The sequence below is a fragment of the Vibrio sp. T3Y01 genome, from assembly GCF_013114525.1.
Taxonomy (GTDB): domain Bacteria; phylum Pseudomonadota; class Gammaproteobacteria; order Enterobacterales; family Vibrionaceae; genus Vibrio; species Vibrio chagasii_B.
The window spans coordinates 1-20428 of record NZ_VTXJ01000006.1 but is presented as its reverse complement, the minus strand read 5'-3'; the positions used below and the strand labels follow the sequence as shown (position 1 = coordinate 20428).

Annotated in this window: 16 protein-coding genes; 10 read left to right on the top strand and 6 right to left on the bottom strand. The window is 43.0% G+C overall.

Features of this window, described 5'->3' with window-relative positions; genetic code table 11:
* The first annotated feature begins 149 nt into the window (after positions 1-149).
* Positions 150-1604 carry an FAD-dependent oxidoreductase gene (locus tag F0232_RS08160; protein ID WP_061030949.1) on the top strand — a complete coding sequence of 485 codons (1455 nt, stop codon included), beginning with the start codon at positions 150-152 and terminating at the stop codon, positions 1602-1604.
* 82 nt (positions 1605-1686) lie between these two features.
* Here the strand turns inward: F0232_RS08160 and F0232_RS08155 are convergent, their stop codons facing one another.
* The 3 genes from F0232_RS08155 to F0232_RS08145 form a co-directional block, all read right to left on the bottom strand.
* Positions 1687-2637: a biotin-dependent carboxyltransferase family protein gene (locus F0232_RS08155; RefSeq protein WP_105058195.1), complete on the bottom strand. Its 951-nt coding sequence runs from the start codon at positions 2635-2637 to the stop codon at positions 1687-1689.
* Complete coding sequence (locus F0232_RS08150; RefSeq protein WP_105058196.1) at positions 2630-3391, bottom strand: allophanate hydrolase subunit 1; 762 nt, start codon at positions 3389-3391, stop codon at positions 2630-2632. Before F0232_RS08150 ends, F0232_RS08155 begins: the two co-directional genes overlap by 8 nt.
* Before the next feature lie 102 nt (positions 3392-3493).
* Complete coding sequence (locus F0232_RS08145) at positions 3494-4237, bottom strand: 5-oxoprolinase subunit PxpA (RefSeq protein WP_105058197.1); 744 nt, start codon at positions 4235-4237, stop codon at positions 3494-3496.
* 171 nt (positions 4238-4408) lie between these two features.
* Here F0232_RS08145 and F0232_RS08140 point away from each other — a divergent pair, with 171 nt between their 5' ends.
* The 4 genes from F0232_RS08140 (at position 4409) to galE (ending at position 10048) form a co-directional block, all read left to right on the top strand.
* Positions 4409-6472, top strand: coding sequence for a TonB-dependent siderophore receptor (locus F0232_RS08140; protein WP_105058198.1), 2064 nt, complete (start codon positions 4409-4411; stop codon positions 6470-6472).
* The gene (locus F0232_RS08135) at positions 6462-6980 is read left to right on the top strand and encodes a YfiR family protein (RefSeq protein ID WP_061030944.1); all 519 of its coding nucleotides are present in this window, start codon (positions 6462-6464) and stop codon (positions 6978-6980) included. The genes F0232_RS08140 and F0232_RS08135 overlap by 11 nt, the downstream gene beginning before the upstream one ends.
* The gene (locus F0232_RS08130; RefSeq protein WP_061030943.1) at positions 6980-8953 is read left to right on the top strand and encodes a diguanylate cyclase; all 1974 of its coding nucleotides are present in this window, start codon (positions 6980-6982) and stop codon (positions 8951-8953) included. The genes F0232_RS08135 and F0232_RS08130 overlap by 1 nt, the downstream gene beginning before the upstream one ends.
* 81 nt (positions 8954-9034) lie before the next feature.
* Positions 9035-10048, top strand: coding sequence for a UDP-glucose 4-epimerase GalE (galE, locus tag F0232_RS08125; RefSeq protein ID WP_061030942.1), 1014 nt, complete (start codon positions 9035-9037; stop codon positions 10046-10048).
* A 339-nt stretch (positions 10049-10387) separates the two neighbouring features.
* Here the strand turns inward: galE and F0232_RS08120 are convergent, their stop codons facing one another.
* Positions 10388-12535, bottom strand: coding sequence for a TonB-dependent hemoglobin/transferrin/lactoferrin family receptor (locus F0232_RS08120; RefSeq protein ID WP_061030941.1), 2148 nt, complete (start codon positions 12533-12535; stop codon positions 10388-10390).
* A 226-nt stretch (positions 12536-12761) separates the two neighbouring features.
* On the opposite strand from F0232_RS08120, the gene F0232_RS08115 reads away from it, so the two are divergent.
* On the top strand, positions 12762-13649 hold the full coding sequence (locus F0232_RS08115) for a LysR family transcriptional regulator (RefSeq protein ID WP_105058199.1): 888 nt from the start codon (positions 12762-12764) through the stop codon (positions 13647-13649).
* On the opposite strand, the gene F0232_RS08110 is transcribed toward F0232_RS08115, so the two are convergent.
* Positions 13638-16322, bottom strand: a complete 2685-nt coding sequence (locus F0232_RS08110) for a bifunctional acetate--CoA ligase family protein/GNAT family N-acetyltransferase (RefSeq protein WP_105058200.1) — start codon at positions 16320-16322, stop codon at positions 13638-13640. The genes F0232_RS08115 and F0232_RS08110 overlap by 12 nt on opposite strands.
* A 216-nt stretch (positions 16323-16538) precedes the next feature.
* On the opposite strand from F0232_RS08110, the gene F0232_RS08105 reads away from it, so the two are divergent.
* On the top strand, positions 16539-17102 hold the full coding sequence (locus F0232_RS08105) for an SPOR domain-containing protein (protein ID WP_008221412.1): 564 nt from the start codon (positions 16539-16541) through the stop codon (positions 17100-17102).
* A 179-nt stretch (positions 17103-17281) separates the two neighbouring features.
* Complete coding sequence (locus F0232_RS08100; RefSeq protein ID WP_105058201.1) at positions 17282-18277, top strand: D-alanine--D-alanine ligase; 996 nt, start codon at positions 17282-17284, stop codon at positions 18275-18277.
* A 111-nt stretch (positions 18278-18388) separates the two neighbouring features.
* Here F0232_RS08100 and F0232_RS08095 read toward each other — a convergent pair whose 3' ends face one another.
* Complete coding sequence (locus F0232_RS08095) at positions 18389-19357, bottom strand: tyrosine-type recombinase/integrase (RefSeq protein WP_105058202.1); 969 nt, start codon at positions 19355-19357, stop codon at positions 18389-18391.
* Between the two features lie 100 nt (positions 19358-19457).
* On the opposite strand from F0232_RS08095, the gene F0232_RS08090 reads away from it, so the two are divergent.
* Positions 19458-19826 carry a DUF3319 domain-containing protein gene (locus F0232_RS08090; RefSeq protein ID WP_008221406.1) on the top strand — a complete coding sequence of 123 codons (369 nt, stop codon included), beginning with the start codon at positions 19458-19460 and terminating at the stop codon, positions 19824-19826.
* Between the two features lie 3 nt (positions 19827-19829).
* Complete coding sequence (gene yciH, locus F0232_RS08085) at positions 19830-20141, top strand: stress response translation initiation inhibitor YciH (protein WP_105058203.1); 312 nt, start codon at positions 19830-19832, stop codon at positions 20139-20141.
* Positions 20142-20428: the final 287 nt, after the last annotated feature.

The window sequence follows — 20428 nt, the reverse complement described above, 5'->3', positions numbered from 1 at the left end:
AGTATTGGAAGTTATTGAGTCAAGAGATTATTTAAGTTTTTTACATAAGTTCAACGAACCACCAAGCTAAGACCTTGATAAAAATGTGTTTTAATTCATCGTCGAACAAAAGTAGAATAGTGGCAGTTAATCTTATTCTACAGAACACGATGAACCACAACAAAACGGATACAAATCAAGCTTCTATTGCCATTGTTGGCGGTGGTATAGCCGGAACAACAAGCGCTATTCACTTCAGTGAGTTGGGTTTTAAGGTCACTATATTGGAAAAAGGGCCAAGTTTGGTTAATGGTCCACCGATTTGCCACCTACATGCTGGCGGCAATTTGTATCGAGATATTTCTGTAGAGCAGTGTCTTCAATTGCTCACACAGTCAATTGACACCGTCCGTTTGTTCCCTCACACGATCAATATTCGTCCAACCGTCATAGCCGTTCCACACAGCGATGGTGGGGAGCCATTGGACTTGCTTCCTCGTCTCAAGATAATAAAAGACGCTTATGCCGAACTCGTTAAGCAAGACAAAAACAATCAAGTACTTGGGGCCCCTGAAGAGTACTACAAGCTTTATGACAAAGATGAGTTATTGGCGCTAGCTAAACTAACGCAGCCACTAAAGCCAACAACGCTTGATGAGTGGTGTATTCCTTTCGCCAAACATACTGATTTAGAAACGCTTAAATATCCCGTTGCCATGGTTCAAGAGTATGGTTGGAGTGTATTCCGACTGTCTGCGACGGCTCAACTATCGTTGGAGCAACAGCCAAATTGTACAGTGTTGACCAACAGCCGCTTACAATCGGTTCAATCTACGGGACAAGGTTGGTCATTAACCTACACAGACATTGGTAACAAAAGCCGCACACTAACCACCGATTATTTGATTAATGCCAGCGGCTTTGAAACCGGCATCGTGGATGACTTTGTAGGTTCGAAACAGCAACGACTTGTTGAGTTTAAAGCCGCCTATGTGACGGAGTGGCCATATTCCCAAGAATGTAAGGAAGAGTGGCCTGAGGTTATCTTTCATGGCCCACGAGGCACACCACAAGGTATGGCTCAATTAACACCATACGCTGATGGAGTATTCCAGCTTCATGGCATGACGGAAGGGATCACTCTGTTTGAAGGTGGCTTGGTTTCATCTTCTACAGGCTCTTCACAGCCTCAGCTACCTTCAAAGCTACTGAAGAAAATCGTATCTGGTTGGAGTGAAGAACAGCTAGAGCTAAGAACATGTGCGGCGATTACCCATATGTCTCAGTTCATACCAAGCTTTAGCTCTGCACAAGTTGGTGGTAAGCCTCTATTTGGAGCGCAGCAAATTCCGGGGACCGACCCAAGCCTACGCGCTTCAGATGTCTCTTTCTGCGGCGAGCGTTATGCAAGGCTTGAGGTAGTAAAGGCGTCTTCAACATTAGAAGCAGCGCAAAAGGTGGCTCAACACTGGTTCGATATTCCCGAGTCTGACTCGATTGAAGATACACACTCAGTGACAATGTCACTTAAGTTAAACGATATTGAAAATAAAGCGATAGGGTTGACCCAAGAGCGTGGATACCCAAATGCGCTGGCGAAAGTTTCAGGCCAAGACCACCACTAAAACGAAAAATCGGCTTACTTAGGTAAGCCGATTTTTTATCCGTTGACAATCACCACTGTGAACGGTGGCTGAAAGTTCATTATCAATAACCGAAGAATCGCGCCCACTGACACCACACATCTTGCAACCCCAAGCGATCCCCCTTACTAAATGAAATCTGATGCCCAGGCTTTGCTTGCGCCAAACGCGGCAAGTCAATTCTTGCAACACACCCGATCTTTGGATAACCGCCAATTGTCTGCCTATCATTAAGCAGAACAATAGGTTGCCCATCTTGTGGTACCTGAATCGCACCCAGCGCAATGCCTTCGGATAACAGTGAGATATCTGGAGAGTGAACCGATTCACCACTAAGGCGATAACCCATACGATTCGAGTTTTGGTCCACAGTATAAAGAGAGCTATACAGTGTCTCTTTAGCTAATTCAGAAAATTGTTTGCTCTGATAGCCTTCAATCACTCTCAAATTGACCGGTAGGTTGTAATCTGGTGTGTATCGAAAAGTTACACAGAGAGGTCTAAAGTGCTTTGCAAGAGGGTGCTTAGTGAAGCCTAATTGGTACCCAGATTGGCACGCTTCACCGTCTCGAGTTAATCCACCTATTTTTTCACGAGTTACCGTTGCACAACTGTTGAGTACGACGGGAACATCAAAGCCCCCTTTAATTGCGAGATAAGCTCTTAATCCATTCTTTGGTAAACCAAATGAAAGCATTTGCCCTTTAAACGCTTGAAATGTACTCCAGTTGGCCAGCGGTTTTCCATCCAAAGTCGCCTGTAGATCACCACCGCAAATCGCCATCTCGCAATCGTCATTAACCTTTAGCGTGCATTGGCCAAGAGTGATTTCTAAAGCTGCTCGATTAACAGGATTTGCTAATAAATGATTAGCCCAACTGTAGGAGTAATCATCTACGGGTCCACCTTGTGTTATACCTAGATGAGAAACGCCAAAACGTCCGAAATCTTGAATCAAACTTAAAGGTCCCGGTTTAATAACGGTGATTGTCGCCTTATTGATTGATTTAGCCATTGCCGACATCTCCTCCAAGTTCAATGAATTCTTGCCTTGAAATTGCTTTAAAACGAACAGAATCACCTACATTGAGTAACGAGAGTTCTCCTTGTGGATTATGTGAACCATGCTGTTGGCTACCGTCGAGCTGGCTATGATTAAACAATGACAAAGGACAGTTACCAATAATGTTCCAGCCACCTGGTGAGTCAGATGGGTAAACCGCAGTTTTTGAGTCTGCTATCCCGATACTGCCTTTGGGCACACTTAGTCGTGGAGTGGAATGACGAGGTAATACCAACGGCTCAACAACATCTGACATGAATGCAAATCCAGGAATGAATCCGATAGCGCTAACAGTGTAGATCTGAGAGGTATGATATTGAATGATATCGTCCAGCGATAAGCCTTTCGCTTGGTACTTATCTAAATCAAGGGCTGTGTCAGTAGAGTAATAAGCAGGGAGTTCGATTGCATTACGCGTATTACTTGTTATCGAAAAGGTAGCAACTGCCTCTTTCAGTATCGAATTGAGTTGAGTAATGAAGTGTTGCTCGGAGATTCGATACGGTAAGTAATCGATCAGTATCGTGTTATAGGCTGGCGTGACATTCATCAACACTGTGGTCAGTTCTTCGCGAATCACCTTTGAAAAATGTGCCATGTATTGAGCGCTAACCACACTTGAACGATTTCCTGAAGGCAGTAACGTAACAAGTACGCTGCACTCAGCGACGGGCGTGATATTAAATTCTATCTGATTATTCGTCATTTCCTTTCCATACGTTCTATTTCAACGTCCGTGTTTAGCGAGGCATGAGAATGTCGACTTGTCTCAGTCAACGAGTAAGAGCACACTCACGCCATACTGATACTAATTAAATGCGTTAAGGTCTTGGCGAATTTTTCTAATTAATGCGATGGATTGAGGATTATCACCATGGACGCAAATCGTATCGGCTTCAATAGGTAGTCTTTCACCTTCGATAGTCGTTACCGAGCCGTAATTGACGATTTGCATCACTTGGTTATAGATATCGTCTTGATTCACGTACACCGACCCTTTTTGTGTTCGTGGTGCGAGGTGGCCGTTATTTAGGTATGCACGATCTGCGAACGCTTCGAATAAAAGGGGAAGATCGTGGTCGTCGGCAATATCTAGATATTGTTGGTTGTCCGAGGAAGAGAGAATCATCAGTGGGATATTAAATTCAGCTACCGCTTGTGCCACCGCATTAAAAATATCGGTGCTCGACATCATATCGTTATAAAGCGCACCATGAGGCTTTACGTAACCAACGGTAGTATGGTGATAACGGCACAGGGCTTGTAATGCGCCGACTTGATAACAAACGAGCTCACTGATCTGCTCCATAGTATGTGGGATAGATCTACGACCGAATCCGACAAGATCTTGATAGCCCGGATGAGCACCAATTTGAGTATGGTAGTGCTGAGCAAGCTTTATCGTTTTCGACATGACGTGTGGATCGGACGCATGAAAGCCACAGGCAATGTTGGCCATATCTACCCATTCCATGACCGATTCATCATCGCCCATCTTCCAATTGCCGAAACTTTCTCCCATGTCGCAATTAAGCAATATCTTCGTTGTCACTTGCCGTCATTCCTTTAGGTTTAGATATCTAACGACACTCGTACAAATGACGAAATGAAACAGTGACCTGATTCAAAGTTTTGCTACTGTACATTTATTAGTACGCCATTTCATATATAGTTCATCCATCAACAAAGAAGAACCATTTTTATCTTTATATTAGGTGAACGCATGATTTCCCGCCCAATTAGCTTAGGACTAGCATTAACCACATCGGCCTGTGTGGTGGCTCAGGAGAACTCTTTAGATCAACTCATGTCGATGAGCCTTGAAGAATTGTCGATGTTAGACGTTGAGATGGAAACGGCGTCAAAAGTGACTCAAAAGCTCACGGACATTCCGTCGTCCGTGTATGTGCTTTCGAATGAGCGTATTCAACGTAGCGGTGCTAAGACCATTGCGGAAGCGTTGAAGCTCGTGCCGGGCCTTAAAGTCACTAAGTTCAACGAAACTTCATGGTTTGTATCTGCTCGTGGCTTTCATGATGGATTATACAACAAAATGCTAGTAATGATGGATGGACGAAGTTTATTTAGCCCAGTGTATGGCGGTACGTATTGGAGCGACGTTGACTATGTTCTTGCCGACATTGAACGAATTGAAGTATTAAAAGGGCCAGGAGGAACAATTTGGGGTGGTAATGCGGCTAATGGCGTCGTTAACATTATTACGAAATCAGCCAGTGAAACCCAAGGTACTTATATCTCAGGTCTTGCCTCGAATACTGACAATTATGAGTTCAGTGTTAGGCAAGGGCTTAGCTTTAACGCTAGTGTCAATGCGAGAGCCTTCTATAAATACCGAAAAGAGCCAACGTATCGTTCTAATGAATCCGAGAAATGGAAAGCGCAGTCCGCTGGTATGGTGTTTCAACCAAGCGACAGTGATCAACAATGGTCACTAAGAATCGGCGGTGAAAAGAGCTTTTCCGAATCAGAGTTGTATTCAGTTCAATACGATAGCTCTGGTACGCTCGTTGATTACCAAGCTAATGATTTTGATAATGAAAGCCACTCTTTTTATCTGCAATTTAACGACTCACGAAGCATAAGCGATACCTCGACCTTCTCATATTCGTTGTGGGGGGAATACAATGAAGATAATGCACCGGATGCACCTGGGAGTTATACCACGGTCGATTTTGATTCGACGCTTATCAAGCAACTGTCGACGACTCATCAAATCACGGTTGGTGGTGGGTTGCGATACCTGTATCTAGATTTTTCGTCGAGTCAGGTTAACGAGGTTGATTGGTACAATCCTGATTACTACGGGCGTGCCTATGACGTAGAGAGCGCCAACGATTACATCGCCAATGCATTTATACAATCACAGGTACAATGGACTGAAGCACTGTCCGTTACCCTTGGTGCAAAGTTAGAGCATTTCACTCAAAATGACTCAACAGAGGTTTCACCTCAAGTGCGTGGGTTATACAAGTTGAATCTTAGCCATTCACTTTGGGCAGGGGTAAGTAAAGCGGTAGTCGCACCATCTTATATGGACAGCAATTCAGCCTATTACTTTAACAGCTACTATCCAGAGACCGGAGTTAGCTATTTGGATTTGTTTAAGCCAAACAACCAATTAAATAATGAAGATGTTGTCACAATAGAAATGGGATATCGATATACGAATAACTCTGATTTTGAGCTCGATGCGACCATTTACTTGAGTGAACACGATAACCTTCGTTTCCATAGTTATGATCCGAGCGACATTCCAGCTAATCATGTTTATGTCGGCACGCTATCGGATGATTACCAAGCGACAACTTATGGGTTAGAGGTCGGTGCGTCATATCAATTAACACCAGGCCTCAGCAGCTATTTCGGATATGCCTATTCGACATTAGAAGGTAAGCGTAAAGGCGATGATCCGAACTCAAGCGCTCAAACCAGTGTCTATTACGATATCGACAATCAACATTTAGCCACAGTACAACTCATGTGGAACATTACCGACAGCTGGCAATTTGATGTTATTGGGCAATACATCAACGTGAACTACCCAGATTACTGGGTTGCAGAAGATGGCACTCAATACTCATGGCAATCTTACCCACATGAACTCGTCTTTGATGCACGTCTAGCATGGAAAAAATCTCATGCCGCGCCATTGGTTGAAGTAGTTATTGAAAACATCGGAAAAGGCAGTGGCTACCAGGCTGAGCTCACTTCACCAAAGAGTGTTAATCAAGAGTCTGTTTATGTAAGGGTTTCTCATGAATTTTAGACGCTCAGCCAAGCGAGTCGTTTCGTGTATCGCTCTTGTATTTCCCTTATTCACTGCTCTCAATATCGAGGCTGCAGGTTTCAAGCCTTATGAAGTGAAAGCGGTCTACCTCTTCAGAATTGCCAACTTTATTCAGTGGAATGATGAAAACTTGATGGATAAGGTTCACTTCTGTGTACTTGGGAACCAAAAAATAAACGATGCGCTTGTTTCCATTACTAACCAAAAGACGCTCCGTTCACTGCCAATCCAAGTCCACCAAACGCTAACGCCACAGTGCAATATCACTTATTTGTCTGATGTGAATGGTCAGCTAAATGAACAGATTTACTCACCGAATATGGTCACTATTAGCGATGACGACGATTTTACCCAAATGGGCGGCGTGATCGAGCTTATGCACGTTGACAACAAACTCAAGCCTAAAATCAATCTCACCAATGCTAAAAAAGGTAATTACATCATAGGCTCAAACCTCCTTCGTATCTCTGTAGTGGAGGGTAAATAATGCTGTCTTTCATCAATAATATCTCGATAAAAAACAAGCTTATCTTACCGATCATTCTGTTTGTATCGGTTGCCTTTGTTACTATTCAATCAATAAATTACACTGTCACGTTCGAGCGAGAGAAACAGAACCTGATACAACGTGTTAAAGTGCTTGCTCAAGGGGTTGCGTATAACCTGCAAGCTGCAATATTGTTCGAAGACAAAGCGTCAGCTAACGAAATCTTATCCGCATTTGTCGCAGACGAAGATATCGTTCGAGTAAAGCTATTCGACACTCAAGAACAGCTCTTTGCCAGTTATCAAATAGGGGGCTCGAATATTCCTAGGCCCACCAGCGAAGAGCGTGAAGATATCGCATCTCAACAATTTGCGATTTCAAAGCAGTACATCTATTTATTGGTTCCTGTGGTTCTCGACAACGAAATCATCGCAAATCTACGTGTCACCATTTCAAAGAAAACATTTGAGAAGATCTTAACCAATATTATTAAGGTCGCTGGGATCTATTTCGTACTGCTGGTTATTTTGGGCGCTGTGCTCGTTAAATTAATTCAACGCTTTATCATCGACCCAATGTTTGAACTCAACGAAGCAATGCAAGCGTTTGTGGAAAGACGTGCTGAGAAGCCAAGATTGGTTACTTCGAACAATGATGAAATAGGTGAGTTGGTTCGTGCATTTAACACCATGCTACAACGATTAAAGCAGCGCGACAGCCAGGTTCATTTTACGCTTGATAAATTACAAGAAGAGAAAGCATTTGCGAATGAAGTGATCGAAACGGTGCAACACTCTTTGCTGGTGGTCGATAGCAAAGGGGCGATCGTACATGCCAACATGGCAACACGCGATATCTTCAAGTGCAGCGAAGCATTTCTCGAAAGCCTATCCATACAAGAGCTTATTCAAACCAAGCAACAGGGGTTCTTAAAAGGGGTTATCGATTCAAATATTGAGCTGAATGACGAATTAATTGAAGCAACTGATCTATTTCATAATAAGCAATGGCTACAGATCAGCAGCCGATCTTTATCAAAGAATGGCAACACCTTGTTCGCGATCCAAGATGTGACCGACATTGAAACAGCGATGAGTCGCCAACGTATCGCAGCCGGAGTATTTGAAAACAGTAAAGATGGACTCATCGTAGTTAATTCATCCAATGTCATTACCATGGTTAACCCCGCCGTCACTCAGATGCTTGGTTATCACGCGGATCTGCTGGTGGGTAAAACTCCGTTCGAAGTTTTTTCTTGGCAACAATTCTCGTCGTTGATGCCAACTATTCGCACCTCACTAGAGAATTATGGTCAATGGCAGGGAGAGGTATCGGAGAAAAACGTTTCAGGCACCATAGTTCCGATGTTCATAAAGGTTAACCGAGTCACGTCAGGCAACAACAAAGGCGCGTTCGATATGGTGTTAACACTATCTGACTTATCCAATGTCAAAGAGATGGAAAGGCTTGAGCATTTAGCTCATCACGATGCATTGACAGGCCTAGCGAACAGAGCGCAACTGTATAAATTTCTTGATGATGCTGTCTCATCGAACCTGTATTCAAACAAGCATTTTGCGGTCATTTATTTGGATTTAGATGGATTTAAACACGTAAATGATACCTATGGGCATGACGCGGGTGACGAAATCCTTAAAGAAGTCTCAAATAGGCTGTTATCTCAAGTAAGAGCCGGCGATCTTGTTGCTCGTTTGTCGGGTGACGAATTTGTTCTTATTATTAAACAAACCGACAAGATCTTGCTTGGCAAATTGGCCGAGCGCTTGTTGAGGCTTATTGAACAGCAAGTGAGTTATAAACAGCGCGAACTGCACGTAGGCGCGAGTATTGGTATTCATTTAGTCAAAGGTTCTGAAAGTAATATCGACGTAATCTTACAAATGGCTGATGAAGCCATGTATCACGCGAAACACCAAGGGAAAGGGCAATTTGTGTTCTCAAGTGATGTTTGATTGCGCTGTGGGGTGTGACCTCGCACTAAGTTGTTGTATCATAAGCGATAGATTGAGTATTCATAATTAAAAGGTCTAAACATGAATGTTTTAGTAACCGGTGGCATGGGCTATATCGGCAGTCATACAAGTATCCAAATGATCAACGCAGGTATGACACCTGTACTTTTTGATAACTTGTACAACAGTAAGCCAAGCGTTCTAGAGCGTATTGAAAAAGTGTCTGGCGTTCGTCCTATATTCGTTGAAGGTGACATTCGTAATAAAGCACTGTTAACTGAAACATTGAAGCAACACGACATCGAAGCCGTCATTCACTTTGCTGGCTTAAAAGCTGTGGGTGAATCAGTTGAGAAGCCTCTTGAATACTATGACAACAATGTAAACGGCACTTTGGTTCTCGTTGATGCAATGCGCGAAGCAAATGTTAAAACGTTGGTATTCAGCTCATCAGCAACCGTGTACGGTGACCCTGCAAGTGTGCCTATCACTGAAGATTTCCCGACTAGCGCAACCAACCCTTATGGTCGCAGTAAATTAATGGTCGAAGAGTGTCTCGCCGATTTCCAAAAAGCGAATCCAGATTGGAGCATCACGCTACTTCGTTACTTTAACCCAGTAGGTTCACACCCAAGTGGCGAACTAGGTGAAGATCCACAAGGTATTCCAAACAACTTGATGCCGTTTGTTTCTCAAGTTGCCGTTGGCCGACGCGAATTCTTATCTGTATTTGGTAGTGACTATCCAACTAAAGATGGCACGGGCGTTCGTGATTACATTCACGTTATGGACCTGTCGGATGGCCACATTGCAGCACTTGAGAAAGTAGGGCGCAAAGATGGTCTGCACATCTACAACCTGGGTACTGGCAACGGTTCTAGTGTTTTAGACATGGTTAAGGCGTTTGAACAAGCAAGCGGCAAAGAAATCCCATATAAACTTGTTGAGCGACGTGCTGGTGACATCGCAGAATGTTGGGCAGATCCGGCGAAAGCTCAGAAAGAGCTTGGTTGGAACGCAACCCGCACACTGACTGAAATGACCGAAGATACATGGCGCTGGCAGTCAACAAACCCTAATGGTTTCCCCGGCTGATCTAGTTGTTTCATGAATAATTAACTTATGAAAAGATGCTTTAGGGCATCTTTTTTGATCTAAATCGAATAAAAAGTAAATTAGTGGTTAAAAAGTATCATTCTGTATTCATTGTGTTACTATGCACACGAATTATATGTTTAATGTTAATTTTCTTTGGAGTTAATCATGGAACTAGGCCTAATCATCACTTTCATCATTGCTGCTGCGGTAATGGTAAAGAAAGAAATGGCAGAGAAGTAATTTCACTTATTCCTTTTTGATACAATTTTTAGTGAAATAGATAAAAGCCAGCATAAAGCTGGCTTTTTAGTTTCTGCAATTTAAGTTTGTAACGAATTAGAATTCGTACTTAGCTGAAATACCGTAGTTTCTTTCAGCTTGAGAGTTCTCTTTGTAAAGCTCATCATCGCCGCGAATATCATTCCAACGGTAGTACTCTTCGTTAGTTAAGTTGAACACGCCACCACGAATAGTCAAATCTTTCATTGGTTTGTAGTAAGCAGTTAAGTCAACAACCGTTGCACTTGGAAGTTCAGCTTGACCAGCATTACCGCCATTCTCGTCATCAAAGTTGATGTCTGAGCCAGATTTATCAGCCGTGTAATTTAACTTAAGGCTTGTACCCCAATTTTGGTTCGGTGCATCGTAGTTCAGACCTAACACAGCGTTCCATGGGTTAACACTGTTTAGTGCATTACCGTTTCCATCTTCACCCTCAGTGTAAGATGCCACGAAATGAGTAGAAATACCCTCTGGCGCACCCACTAACACATCCCAAAGTAACGTGTTCGAGAACTCAACACCCTTGATTGTCGCTGACTCTAAGTTAACGTTAGAGTAGTGTGTCGTACCGCCGGTTTTTTTCGTTACTACAGTTTCAATGAAATCATCGTAATCACTGTAGTAAGCTGCAATCTCAGACGATGAAGCTTGCGTGTTGTGACGGTAACCAAGCTCGTACGAGATACTTGTTTCTGACTTAAGGTCAGGATTCGGATCATTTACGTAGCCGTGACCAGGGTTGTCGTATGTGTAGTAGAGTTCATCAAATGACGGGGCTCTAAAGCCTTGGCTAATTTGACCAAATACAGTACCTGTATCTGTTAGTTTGTACGTTGTACCTAAACGACCTGTTACTGCAGAATCTGAGAAGTCAGTTAGAGATTCGCCAGTGTTTTTACCAGGGTCTGTAGAGAAGTAGTCGAAGCGAACACCAGGAGTCACAACCAGCTTATTGTTCATTAGGCTGATTTCGTCTTGAACAAACAAACCAAACTTCTGCTCTTTCGCATCAGGCGTGTACACGTAAAGCTGATCGTCAGTCGCTGGATCTGAGTTGTACTCCATATTGGTGTTGCTGATGTCACTATGTGTATAAGTCGCACCATAAACTAGGTAGTGATTGTTAATCTCTTTGTCTAGTTGCGTCTCTATCTCAAGCTTATCTTCGGTGTAATCATAATCTTTGGTTTGAAGGTTGTCGTTATTAGCAGGAACGTAAGGAGGGAAACCTGGGCCTGCAGGCTTAAAGCGTTTCGTAACACCGTTCTCTTCTTTAGAAATGTACGACACTTTACTCGTCACTGTGTCAGCAATCGCGCCGTCTGCAAACCAAATGTGCTTGATTGCGAATCGGTTTTGTTTCGTGTCATCTTCACCAGTGTAGCTATCATAACTAGAGTGGTAGATGTCTGAATCAGAGGTATCTTTAATGAGCTCTGCTAGAAACTCAATGCGATGGCTTTCATTCAATTGGTATTGAAGTTTAACCAATAGATTATCTGCTGATGTGTCTTGATTTTCTACTGCGTAGTTCTCTAAATCACCCGAGTTACGGAAGTTTTGAAGCTCTTCACCATCACGGCGAGTGTAAGCAACCAGAGTTTCTAAATCGCCAAAACGATTAGCTAATGCAACATGTTCGCTGAACGAGTTATCTTCAGAAGAGTAAGACAGTTTAGCTTGACCACCGAAGTCTTCACCATCTTTCAAGAAGTCAGAGGGATCTTTAGTTTCAAACGCCACAACACCGCCAATTGCGTCACTTCCGTGTAAACTTGAAGCAGCACCTTTGATGATTTCGACACTCTTCAACATATCAGGGTCGATAGAAATACCACTAGAATTGATAAATGCATAAGGACCACCGTCAAATGAACCAGGTTGCGATGAACCGTCGACTAGAATCTTAACGCGTTTTCCTTCCATGCCACGGATATTAATAGTTTGTGCACCTTGGCGTGAACTTGAGTTCATCGTTACACCTGGCGTGTACTCGAAAATCTCGTCGACATCTTTTGCCATATTCTCTTCGATTTGCTTATCAGAGATTACGGTGACTGAAGCTGCAGTATTGATAAGTGTTTGATTCGTACGAGTCGAAGATACAACAACCTCGTCAAATAGGGCATAATCTTCAGCTAAGGCTGAGGTTGATGAAAGCGCTAAAACGATTGAAGCAGAGAGTAGGGATTGCTTATACATCTGATAGTTACCTTAATTCCATAGTATTATCTTGATTTCGCGAAAGATAATATTGGATCTAAATGATAATTACTATTATTTGCATTTCAATTTATTTGTAGTTTTGTCATTAAAAGCTCACTTAAACCGTATAACTCATTGTATTAAAAGACCTTTAATGGTTCCATTTATCTGGTGAATGCTTCCATTTTTGTGATCAAAATCTCATTTATAAAGTAGGGAACTGATGCATAGCCCAATAACACTTGAAGCGTTACACATCCTAGACGCCATCGATAGACGTGGAAGTTTTGCTGCTGCGGCCAATGAAATGGACCGCGCGCCTTCGTCACTCAGCTACCAAATTCAAAAGCTTGAACAAGACTTAGATATCATGATTTTTGACCGTTCAGGTCACCGTGCAAACTTCACGGAAGCAGGGCAATTGATACTTGAGCAAGGCAGAGTAATTCTTGGGGCCACAGAGAGGCTGGTAAACGAGGCGAGCATTCTAGCCAATGGTTGGGAATTGGATTTGACCATTGCCTTTGATGGCATTATCCCAATCGCTAACTTCTTCCCACTGGTTGATGAGTTAGGAAAAATCAGTAAAACACGGGTACGTTTACAAGAAGAAATTTTGGCGGGGTGCTGGGAATCGCTGTCAGATGGTCGAGCTGACTTACTGGTTTGCCCAAAGGTAGACACCATTCCCAATGACATGAAAAGTGACGTAATAGGAAAAATGGAAATGGTTTGGGTAGCAGCATCCAACCACTACGTACATAAGCGCTCTGGAGATTTTAATCAAAAGGCTAGAGAAAGTTACAGGGTGATTGCAATTGCAGATACTGCACGCGATCAGCCAGCATTAAGCATCAATATTTTAGAGAAACAACCGCGCTTAACGGTGACGAGCTTCCCAGCAAAAGTAGAAGCTTTAACTAGTGGGCTCGGCATTGGTACCTTGCCGTGTAGCGTCGCTAAACCTTTGATCGAATCTGGTGTTTTAAAACAGATTGCAGGGACGGAGCCGCAACCGATCGACATTGTGATGGCTTGGCGACGCAACAAAATGGGCGACGCCAAATCTTGGTGTATTCAACACCTTAAAAAAACATGGTCACTCAAGTAACGGAAGCACCATATCTGCTGTGCCGTCTTCAAAACAGATATCTAGCTTGAAACCCAGTTTTTGAGCTAGTGTCAGCATCCCTCTGTTGGTTGGCATTGTCATTCCCGACATCTGTTTAGTCTGCTTAGCACGGCAGTAATCAATAACCTTAGTCATAAGGATTCGACCTAAACCAACGCCTTTTAAATCAGAGCGAATCAATATCGCGAATTCTGCATCCGTATTCTCTGGGTTAATCAGCGCGCGCGACACACCGATAATGGCAGGAACCCCTTGCTCTTCACGCACAACAACAAAAGCAATCTCTCTATCGAAGTCAATCTGAGTGAAATTAGCTAACGCTTCATGATTGAATTCACCCACATCACTAAAGAAGCGTTTGTAGAGATCCTCTTTAGACACTCGGTTAATAAAGTCGGCATGAAGTGGTTCATCTTCAGGAAGAATAGGGCGTAGCAACACTTCTGTACCATCTTTTAACTGGATACGTTCTTCAAGCTCCACGGGGTATGGGCGAATCGCCAGCCTTTCTTGCGGATCACCTTCGTAGGCTTTCAATACAATATCTGCATCCAATATCGTGAACTTATCGCCATTCGCAAGTACTGGGTGTATATCCAGATCATGTATTTCAGGGCAATCAACCACCATTTGTGAGATACGAACCAGCAACTCCGACAAGCCTTCTATGTCGATAGGGTTAGGAAGCTTCTGTAGACGAATCTTGCCACTCTTTATCGCTCGAATAATCAAATAGCGAGCCAGTGTCATATTCAGTGGTGGGAACGCTGCAGCCGCATCAATCGACTCATCCCATTCCGAACCACCTTGACCGAGTAGAATAATAGGACCGAATGTTTCATCGGTTGTGACTTTCACGCGAAGCTCTTGTCCGCCAGCAAGTTTCGCCATGCCTTGTACCAGCAAGCCATGGATATGTGCTGTAGGAAACGACAGTTGAGAGCGATCAAGAATCGCTTGAGCCGCATTTGCGACTTCACTGCTGTTTCTTAAATTAAGCATTACGCCTTGAACGTCAGATTTATGCGCGATATCTGGAGAGCGGAGTTTAACTGCGACAGGATAACCAATCGTTTCTGCAATATGTACCGCTTCACTAGGATCTGAAGCGATCCAAGTAGGCAGCACATCTAGGTTGAAGTGTTTGAAAAACTGACTGTTTTGATGGGTATCAAGGCTAACTGTATCTTTATCCAGTAATTGGCGTTCTATCCAATTTCTGGCATCGGCTAAATCTTCAATATGGACTTTCTCAGCCGTGGTTGGCGTCTCCATAAGCTGACGTTGGTTGCGTCGGTACTCGACCAAGTGCATGAATGCGACCACAGAGCTCTCTGGTGTTCGATAGGTTGGAATACCAGCTTCAGTGAACAGCTTTCTAGCAGGCCTTGCCGTAAGCTCACCAGACCAATTGGTAAGAATATTGAATCGCTTATGGCGAGGGTGCTTTTTAATCGCTTCGATGATGCGCTCAGCAGTTTGAGCAGAGTGTGCGATAGCAGAAGGGCTATGCATGATGAGAATAGCATCTGCCTCATCACCATCGAGCAGTGTGTTAATCGTATCAATATAACGCTGATCACCTGCATCACCCACAATATCGATAGGATTGCTATGTGACCAACTTGAAGGTAGCACCTTATTAAGCTTTTCGAGCGTCTCTTCCGATAATTCAGCGAGTTTACCACCGCGCTCAAAAAGCGTATCTACTGCCATAATCGCAGGCCCACCACCATTCGTGACAATGGCCAGTCGCTCTCCGCGTAATGGGACAGAGTGAGTTAAAGTTTCTACGGCAGCAAACAGTTCATGCAAGTTCTTAACTCGCAGCATGCCACTACGACGAATGGCCGAGTCATAAATAATATCTAAAGTGTCTGCACCGCCGGTATGTGCCATTGCCGCCGCTCTGCCTTTTGCAGTCCTCCCGCCTTTTAAGACCAATATTCTCCGGTTGCGCGACGCAGCTCGTGCTGCCGAAATGAAACGTCTTGCGTCTTTAATGCTATCGACATAAAGCAATATTGCTTCCGTGTGGGAGTCGGTGCTCAAATAATCCAACAGTTCCGAGAATTCGATGTCTGTGCCGTTTCCGATAGAGATAAATGCAGAGAAACCGATCTCTTTATCATTCGCCCAATCAAGTATCGTGGTACACACCGCTGCAGATTGAGAAACAAACGCAATCTTGCCGGGTAGTGCGGTAACAGGAGAGAAGGATGCATTGAGATTAAGCCAAGGGATTATCACGCCTAAGCTGTTTGAACCAAGCATCCTTATATTGTGCTTTTTCGCAATCGCTAGGCATCTTGAATCGTATGTTTCACCGTTATCACTCGGCTGTTGCATGTCTGAAGATAGAACAATGACAGACGCAATGCCTTTCTCCGCTAACTCCTCAAAGATTGCTATATTCCGAGTCGCGTTAGTGCAAAGAATCGCAAGGTCAGGAACAATAGGTAACGACAAAATGTTTTTGTATGAGAGTACGCCCGCTACAGAATCGTATTTTGGCGTAACTGGCATTACCGCCCCCTTAAAATCCCCATGCAACAGATTATTCATAACAATGTATCCCGCTCGGTTTTCACGTTGAGAAGCGCCAACAACGGTAATCGAACGGGGTTTCAGTAGGGGATCAAGATGATTCATAGACATATCCTAGCAATGCACGTAAGTTCATCGTAACTTACTTTTCGATAACAGGTTGATGGCAAATTCACCGAATTAAGATGAATAAGCAAACACTGCATTAAGTTTGTGAAATAGGTCACCCACTAATGGTGTATAATCTCAAAGTTAACTTGATTCTAAACCGACGTATCGGCATGATTTATAGTAATTATTATTAAGGATATAGAGCTTTCCATGAAAAAAATTGCAATTGCGACTTTGCCACTGCTCTTGGCTGCGTGTGTATCTGAAAACTACATCACGGATGTGACTTCAGATAGTTATCAAGAAGAGTACAAAACTGCCAAAGTTGAAGCTCCAGTTGTGTCTCAATCACAGCAATCAGGCGTTGTTGAAGAGAATGTTGTTAACGTTATCAGAACAGAACCTGTTGAGCAGAAAGTCACTCAAACAACTCAGGCTAAGCCAGTTGCGGCAGTGAAAGGTCCAACTAAGAAGCAACAAGACATGAACCAGCGTTTTGGTTACACAGTTCAAGTTGTTGCGGTTGGCAGCCAAAGTAAAGTCGACTCTTTCGTGAAAATGCTACCAACGACTTCTCAGCCAGTTTGGGAAAACTACAAGATGGTCAACGGCACTAAGTGGTTCACAGTACTTTACGGTGACTACGCAACACGTTTAGAAGCAAAAAAGGCGATCTCAACACTACCTAGTTCACTTAAAAACTTGAAGCCATTCGTGAAGAGTATTGATGATATCAAGAACTCTGAATACCCAACGCTTAACAAGTTAAACTAAGTTTTGAATCATAAAGAAGGAGCAAATGCTCCTTCTTTTGTTTTATGACGAACCGTTTTGTCTAATAGTTAATCGCTCGATCTTTCGGACGCAATTTTAACAATCAAAACACTGTACCTATCTCGACTTTTGTTTATCATTGAAGTCAGTATTCCTAGTTTCAAGGACCGAATTTACCCATGAACACCACAAACATTCTTCTTCTATGCGGCGGTGGATCTTCAGAGCACGAAGTGTCTTTAGTTTCAGCCAATTACCTTTTTGATCAACTTAAGAGCGTTGAAGACTTTAACGTTGTAAGAGTTGAGATTAAGAGCGAAGGCTGGTGTCTAGATTCGGGCGAATTAGTATATCTTGATATCAATAATCAAACGCTACGTGGTGATGATCTAGAATCAAAAGTTGATTTCATCGTACCTTGTATCCATGGTTTCCCTGGCGAAACCGGTGATATCCAATCACTGTTTGAAATGGCAAAAATCCCGTACCTAGGCTGTGGTTCTGAAGCTAGCAATAACAGCTTCAACAAGATCACCTCTAAGCTTTGGTATGACGCGTTGGGTATTCCAAACACGCCGTATTTATTCCTATCTGACAATACAGGCGAAGCTCATTCACAAGCAACTCAAGCTTTTGAAAAGTGGGGCAAAGTATTCGTGAAAGCGGCACGCCAAGGCTCTTCTGTTGGCTGTTATCAAGTCAACCATATTGAAGACTTGAGCGAAGCTATCAACAAAGCATTTACTTATTCAGATCAAGTGCTTGTTGAAAAGTCAGTGGTGCCAAGAGAGCTGGAAGTTGCGGCTTATGAAATCGACGGAGAGCTGCACATCAGCAAGCCAGGCGAGGTGATTGCACCGAATGGCGCATTCTACTCTTACGAAGAAAAATACAGCGCAGATAGCCACTCAATAACAGAAGTTGAAGCAAGTAATCTTACTGATGAACAACGTCAACTGATTGCGGACAGCGCTCGCAAAGTGTTTACACAAATGAAGCTTCGCCACTTGTCTCGCATCGACTTCTTCTTAACACAAGATAACGAAATCTACTTAAACGAAGTGAATACCTTCCCAGGTATGACACCAATCTCGATGTTCCCAAAAATGGTAGAACACGACGGGCATAAGTTCGCTCAGTTCCTAGAAAACTGCGTAAGAACCAGCCTTTCTTAAGGGTATTTTCTAAATTTTTGTATAACAGATTAACTATAAAAAGCGGCTCGGATTTCTCCAAGCCGCTTTTTTGTTTGCGATGTTTTCAGTCTACTGCCGACCTAATGTCGCTTATTGCCACGGTGTTAACGCTTTGAACTTCATTTTCTCGCTCTCTGCCGTACCAGCATATCCAACGTACTGGGCTGGCATCGCAGGGCTAAGCCAACGTCCGAAATCTTGTATTTCTCTCACGTTAAGCCCTTGTTTTGATAGCTCTTGTGCCGCGCCAACTCGAATCGAATTACCTGAAAAATGGTGATTGTCGGCTAAACCAAGTAAGTCACTTGCACGCCTTAAAATCCGATAGATCGACGAATCATCTAATGGTTGTCGGCCGATGTTTTCGTGCTTATCAATCGCCCGGAACACAGGTAATTCCTCTTCCAAACCAGTAAAGCTCAGCCAGCGCTCAAGCGCAGAACTTGCAACTGGTGAAAGCTTGTATATCAAGTCCTTGATTGTGATTTGATAGTCATGATCAATACTCTCCACATCACTCGCCAATAAAGACTTGAGTTCAGAGCGCTTCAACGCACATTCGAACATTACGTTATAAATCGCTATGTCGCGGATCTCTTTTAGTGTCGCTTTGTCATGTGAAAGTAACGAGTTCAATTGAGTAAGGTGTGAAGAAGTCATCGCGTTTGTCTGCTTAGCATCACCAGCCATTCGAGCTTGCAGATGGAGCAAGGTAAAGCGAACTTGTCTATGCTTAATAGGGTTGGCAAAGTTGAGTACAGTGTGCAGCAAGCTAAGCGTTGCAGTGTAACGTTTTAACGATGCATACTTTCGTTCACTAGACTCCGTCTCAAGAAAACGACGAACAGCCGTAATAGAAGCAGGGAGTGTATTGATTCGATGTTTGGTACAAAAAGCGTGGTAGCGATTCCAATCACTGTAGATACCCAACAGTGAATTATGAGAATACTGGAAACCTGTTAGCTCATCGATAATTTCAACGGTAACGTTGCTGTTTAATTTTTCAACAAACGAATTAATTATCACAGAGTCGGTTAAAATAGGGACTTTTTTTCTCAAATTACCGTACCTCGACAGGTGTTTTTGCCATATTATGCTTGCTATCATTATTAGTATACTTATGATTAATGCAGTGAAAACAAAAAGATGATCAATAGATATGGCTAATTCAATTTACCGAGGGATCCATCTCCAATCGACGGATGCCACGAACACAATTTGGCGTACCAAGTTAAAAAACCACGTTATTCAAGGTAACTTAGCTGCCGTGAAAAAGAGTATCGATTGGTGGATTGATACTGCATCTATTATTGACCCAAAAGAGTTCACAGCGTTAAGTAAGTCTAGAGGGACCGGTGGCCAAACTGAAAACTTCAATGGTTACCAAATCAAAAATGACACTGGTGAGCCGAATGCGTGGTACTGCATGTTTAACGGACGCCTTATTAAAGGCGGAAAGATTGCAATACAGCGTCATATAGAAGCTTACTTACTCGCTAAACAAAAAGCAGAGCAACAAAAGAAATAAATTATGAGCCTAGTATATTCAACAGAAACAGGTCGTATCAAACCTGAAGAAGAGAAAGTCCAACGTCCTAAAGGCGATGGTATCGTTCGAATCCAAAAAGAAACCAAAGGCCGTAAAGGCAAAGGCGTTTCTGTCGTAACTGGCTTAGATCTAGATGACGCACCATTAAAAATAATGGCAGCAGAACTTAAGAAAGTTTGCGGCTGTGGTGGCTCAGTAAAAGATGGCAACATCGAAATTCAAGGCGACGCGCGTGACAAGATCAAAGCGCACCTTGAAAAGAAAGGCTACAAAGTTAAATTTGCTGGCGGTTAATCTCTAACTAATACCAGGGTTAAAATCGAAGATTATTATCACTGGATATTAGGTATTTTATGGTAAATAACCATTATGGTTAAATACACAGTATAATTCAGAGAATATCGACACAATACTAAGGCAGGGCATCACACAAAGAGTTCTGCCTTATAAACAACAAATCCAATTTAACATAACGTACATAATACGCACTTAGGCTAGTTTGATTTGTGGGCCTTAGTGCGGATTCATCTAGCTTTCTATTTATCATTAATTGGTGTTATCAGTATACCGAAGCGTTTCAG

Coding starts and splice junctions, on each gene's coding strand:
- F0232_RS08160 (WP_061030949.1), top strand. CDS start 150: ATGAACCACAACAAAACGGATACAAATCAAGCTTCTATTGCCATTGTT.
- F0232_RS08155 (WP_105058195.1), bottom strand. CDS start 2,637: ATGGCTAAATCAATCAATAAGGCGACAATCACCGTTATTAAACCGGGA.
- F0232_RS08150 (WP_105058196.1), bottom strand. CDS start 3,391: ATGACGAATAATCAGATAGAATTTAATATCACGCCCGTCGCTGAGTGC.
- F0232_RS08140 (WP_105058198.1), top strand. CDS start 4,409: ATGATTTCCCGCCCAATTAGCTTAGGACTAGCATTAACCACATCGGCC.
- F0232_RS08135 (WP_061030944.1), top strand. CDS start 6,462: ATGAATTTTAGACGCTCAGCCAAGCGAGTCGTTTCGTGTATCGCTCTT.
- F0232_RS08130 (WP_061030943.1), top strand. CDS start 6,980: ATGCTGTCTTTCATCAATAATATCTCGATAAAAAACAAGCTTATCTTA.
- galE (WP_061030942.1), top strand. CDS start 9,035: ATGAATGTTTTAGTAACCGGTGGCATGGGCTATATCGGCAGTCATACA.
- F0232_RS08120 (WP_061030941.1), bottom strand. CDS start 12,535: ATGTATAAGCAATCCCTACTCTCTGCTTCAATCGTTTTAGCGCTTTCA.
- F0232_RS08115 (WP_105058199.1), top strand. CDS start 12,762: ATGCATAGCCCAATAACACTTGAAGCGTTACACATCCTAGACGCCATC.
- F0232_RS08110 (WP_105058200.1), bottom strand. CDS start 16,322: ATGAATCATCTTGATCCCCTACTGAAACCCCGTTCGATTACCGTTGTT.
- F0232_RS08105 (WP_008221412.1), top strand. CDS start 16,539: ATGAAAAAAATTGCAATTGCGACTTTGCCACTGCTCTTGGCTGCGTGT.
- F0232_RS08100 (WP_105058201.1), top strand. CDS start 17,282: ATGAACACCACAAACATTCTTCTTCTATGCGGCGGTGGATCTTCAGAG.
- F0232_RS08090 (WP_008221406.1), top strand. CDS start 19,458: ATGGCTAATTCAATTTACCGAGGGATCCATCTCCAATCGACGGATGCC.
- yciH (WP_105058203.1), top strand. CDS start 19,830: ATGAGCCTAGTATATTCAACAGAAACAGGTCGTATCAAACCTGAAGAA.